This is a genomic window from Neorhizobium sp. BETTINA12A, assembly GCF_023006485.1.
In the GTDB taxonomy this organism is placed as follows: domain Bacteria; phylum Pseudomonadota; class Alphaproteobacteria; order Rhizobiales; family Rhizobiaceae; genus Neorhizobium.
The window spans coordinates 1-3,540 of record NZ_JALBGW010000275.1 but is presented as its reverse complement, the minus strand read 5'-3'; the positions used below and the strand labels follow the sequence as shown (position 1 = coordinate 3,540).

The window sequence follows — 3,540 nt, the reverse complement described above, 5'->3', positions numbered from 1 at the left end:
GGAACTCGGTGGCAACAATGCCGCGATCGTCGCCCCGACCGCCGATCTCGACCTGACGCTCCGCGGTGTCGCATTCGCCGCCATGGGCACGGCCGGCCAGCGCTGCACTTCGCTGCGCCGCCTCTTCGTGCATGACAGCGTCTACGAAACGCTGGTGCCGCGCCTCGCCAAGGCCTACCAGTCCGTGACGATCGGCAGCCCGCTCGAAAACGGCAACCTCGTCGGCCCGCTGATCGACAAGGCCGCTTACGACAAGATGCAGAAGGCGCTGGAAGCCGCCAGGGCCGAAGGCGGCAAGGTGACCGGCGGTGAACGTGTCCACCAGAACGAGGCGGCCGACGCTTATTACGTCCGCCCCGCGATCGTCGAAATGCCGGCCCAGTCCGGGCCGGTCAAGGACGAGACCTTCGCTCCGATCCTCTACGTGATGAAATATTCGAGCTTCGACGAAGCGCTCCACCTGCACAATGACGTGCCGCAGGGCCTTTCCTCCTCAATCTTCACCAACGACATGCGCGAGGCGGAAACCTTCGTCTCCGCCCGCGGCTCGGATTGCGGCATCGCCAACGTCAATATCGGCCCTTCGGGCGCCGAAATCGGCGGCGCGTTCGGCGGCGAGAAGGAAACCGGCGGCGGCCGCGAATCCGGCTCCGACGCATGGCGCGTCTATATGCGCCGCGCCACCAACACGCTGAACTACGGCCGCACCCTGCCGCTCGCGCAGGGCGTCAAGTTCGACATCGAGTAAACGATGGCGAATAGTCTGAACCTGTTGACCGATATCGAAGGCGTGGCCATCGGCCATGCCACCGATCTTGCCCTGGGTTCGGGCGTCACGGCAATCGTGTTCGACGAACCGGCGATCGCCTCCGGCTCGGTGCTCGGCGGCGCCCCGGGCGGGCGCGATACCGCCCTGCTCGATCCGTCGATGACCGTGCAAACGGTCGATGCCTTCGTGCTGTCCGGTGGTTCCGCCTTCGGACTGGATGCGGCAGGCGGCGTGCAATCCGGCCTGCGCGAAACGGGTCGCGGTTTCCGGGTCGGCAGCGTCCGCGTGCCGATCGTGCCACAGGCGATCCTGATGGACCTGCTGAACGGCGGCGACAAGGACTGGGGCTTGCATTCGCCCTATCGCGACATGGGTTACGAAGCCTTCCGGACCGCCACCAAGGGTGAGTTCGGGCTCGGAACCATCGGCGCCGGAACAGGCGCGACGACGGCGACGTTCAAGGGCGGCATCGGTTCGGCGAGCGCCCGGACTTCGACGGGCCATACGGTCGCGGCACTGGTTGCCGCCAATGCCCTGGGCTCGGCGACGATAGGCGAAGGCCCGCATTTCTGGGCCGCTCCCTTTGAAGAAGACAATGAATTCGGCGGCCTTGGGCTGCCTCCGACCTTCGACAATCGCATGCGCCTCAAGGGCCGCAACGTGACCTCGACGACGATAGGCGTCATCGTCACCGATGCCGTGCTGACCAAGGCACAGGCGCACCGGCTTTCCATCCTCGCCCATGACGGCCTCGCCCGCGCGATCCTGCCGGCGCATCTGCCCTTCGACGGCGACACGATCTTTTCGGCGGCGACCGGGGCGAAACCTTTAAGCGACCCCTCGGATTTCATGGAAATCTGCCATCTGGCGACGCTGGTAACCGCCCGTGCCGTGGCCCGCGGCGTCTACGAGGCGACTGCTTTGCCCGTTGCCAACGCCCAGGTCGCGTGGCGCGACAAATTCACTTCGTCGGCTAAATAGTTTTCAAGGCTTCTTGGAGCCGCGGCCAGTCGCGCTCGCATGGAAGGCCGATCCTCAGATCATTGGGCCGTTCCTCGAACCGGCGCACCAGAATGCCCCGTTCTCCAAGATGCCGGAAAACCGCCTGCGCACGCGCATCCCGGATGAAGCGGAACAGCGACGTCCCACCCGTAACAGGTATTCCCGCAGCACCGAGCAGGGCATCCAGCCGCGCCGCATCCTCTCCAAGCCTCAGCCGCGTCGCGTCCTGCCATCCGACATCGGCGAGCGCCTCGTTCGCCACGTGCAATGCCGGACCGGACACCGCCCAGGGACCCAGCCGGTTCTCGATTTTCGCCACGGTTTCCGGATGCGAAATCACGAAGCCGAGCCGCAGGCCGGCCATGCCGTAGAATTTGCCGAAGGAGCGCAGCACGACGAGCCCGTCGGCATCCACCGCGTCGGTGACGCTCGATGCTTCCGAGACGTCCATGAACGCTTCGTCGACGACCAGCAGCCCGCCCTTCGCGCGCATGACTGCAGCGAGCGCCAAAAGGTCGGCGCGCGGGATGATCCGTCCGGTCGGGTTGTTGGGATTGACGATGACGGCGAGGTCCGCTTCCGTCAGCCGATCCAGATCGTCGGTTTCGCTGACCTCGAAGCCGGAAAGCCGCGCCGCGCGGGCATGCTCCGCATAGGTGGGCGAAAGAACCGCGGCACGGCCTTTCCGGGCAATCAGATCGGCGACCATCGGCAGCAGGATTTGCGTCCCCGGCCCCGCCGCGACATGTGCCGCCGATGGCGCGCCGTAGGCAGCCGCGGCAAGGACCTTCAGCCTTTCCGCCGATGCGACGTCGGGCAGTCGCGCGAAAGCATTGTCGGGCAGGGACGAATGCGGATAGGAATGCGGGCTGATACCGGTGGAAAGATCGACCCAGGGGTCCGGCGCGTGGCGAAACAGCGCCCGGGCACGGGAAAGATTGCCGCCGTGCTGTATCGGATCGCCAACTTCGTCGCCAATCTCAGGGCCTGCCAACTTCATGTTCCTTCTCGCATTTTTCGCCCTGATCACGGAGCGTATCGTAGGTTATCCGGACTGGCTGTTCCGGCGCATCGGCCATCCGGTCACCTGGATCGGCGCACTGATATCCCGGCTCGACCGCGATCTGAACCGCGAAAGCGACGACTTTTCCACGCGCCAGCGAAAGGGCGTGTTTGCGCTTCTGGCGCTCCTCGGCATCACCATCCTGCTTGGTCTGGTGATCGAATACGACCTGAGAATGATCCCCCTCGGGCCGATCCTGCTGGTCCTGATCGCTGCGAGCCTGCCGGCGCAGAAGAGCCTCGAAACCCATGTCGAGGCCGTGGCCACGGCGCTGCGATACGGAGGCCTGGATGCCGGGCGGAAAGCGGTCTCGAAGATCGTCGGGCGCGATCCGGAAAAGCTCGATGAAGCCGGCGTCTGCCGCGCCGCGATCGAGAGCCTGGCCGAGAATTTTTCGGACGGCGTCGTGGCGCCGGCCTTCTGGATGGGGATAGGCGGTCTTGCGGGCGGCGTCGGCTACAAGGCGGCCAATACCGCCGACAGTATGATCGGCCACAAACTGCCGCGTTACGAAGCCTTCGGCTGGGCGGCCGCGCGGTTCGACGATCTCATCAACCTGCCCGCCTCGCGCCTGAGCGCCCTTCTCTTCGTGGTCGCAGCAGGTTTCATCGATCGCGCCTCGCCGGGCAACGCGATCCGCGCCATCAGGCGGGATGCCCGCCATCACCGGTCGCCGAACGCCGGCTGGCCGGAAGCGGCGATGGCC

At 65.8% G+C, this 3,540-nt stretch carries 4 protein-coding genes; 3 read left to right on the top strand and 1 reads right to left on the bottom strand.

The window, feature by feature from the left end:
- Positions 1-748, top strand: a 748-nt coding sequence (locus MOV61_RS29115; RefSeq protein WP_247139076.1) for an aldehyde dehydrogenase family protein, incomplete at its 5' end; no start/stop codon positions are given.
- A 3-nt stretch (positions 749-751) separates the two neighbouring features.
- A complete protein-coding gene (locus MOV61_RS29110) occupies positions 752-1,750 on the top strand; it encodes a P1 family peptidase (RefSeq protein ID WP_247139075.1) in 999 nt (332 codons plus the stop codon).
- Here the strand turns inward: MOV61_RS29110 and cobD are convergent.
- Positions 1,743-2,771: a threonine-phosphate decarboxylase CobD gene (gene cobD / locus MOV61_RS29105; protein WP_247139074.1), complete on the bottom strand. Its 1,029-nt coding sequence runs from the start codon at positions 2,769-2,771 to the stop codon at positions 1,743-1,745. The genes MOV61_RS29110 and cobD overlap by 8 nt on opposite strands.
- Between cobD and cbiB the strand changes: the two genes are divergently transcribed.
- Positions 2,770-3,540 (top strand): adenosylcobinamide-phosphate synthase CbiB (gene cbiB / locus MOV61_RS29100; RefSeq protein ID WP_247139073.1); only part of this gene is annotated, 771 nt, incomplete at its 3' end. The genes cobD and cbiB overlap by 2 nt on opposite strands.

Bases quoted from the DNA above. Each gene is read 5' to 3' on its own strand.
- cobD (WP_247139074.1), bottom strand. From the start codon at position 2,771: ATGAAGTTGGCAGGCCCTGAGATTGGCGACGAAGTTGGCGATCCGATA.
- MOV61_RS29110 (WP_247139075.1), top strand. From the start codon at position 752: ATGGCGAATAGTCTGAACCTGTTGACCGATATCGAAGGCGTGGCCATC.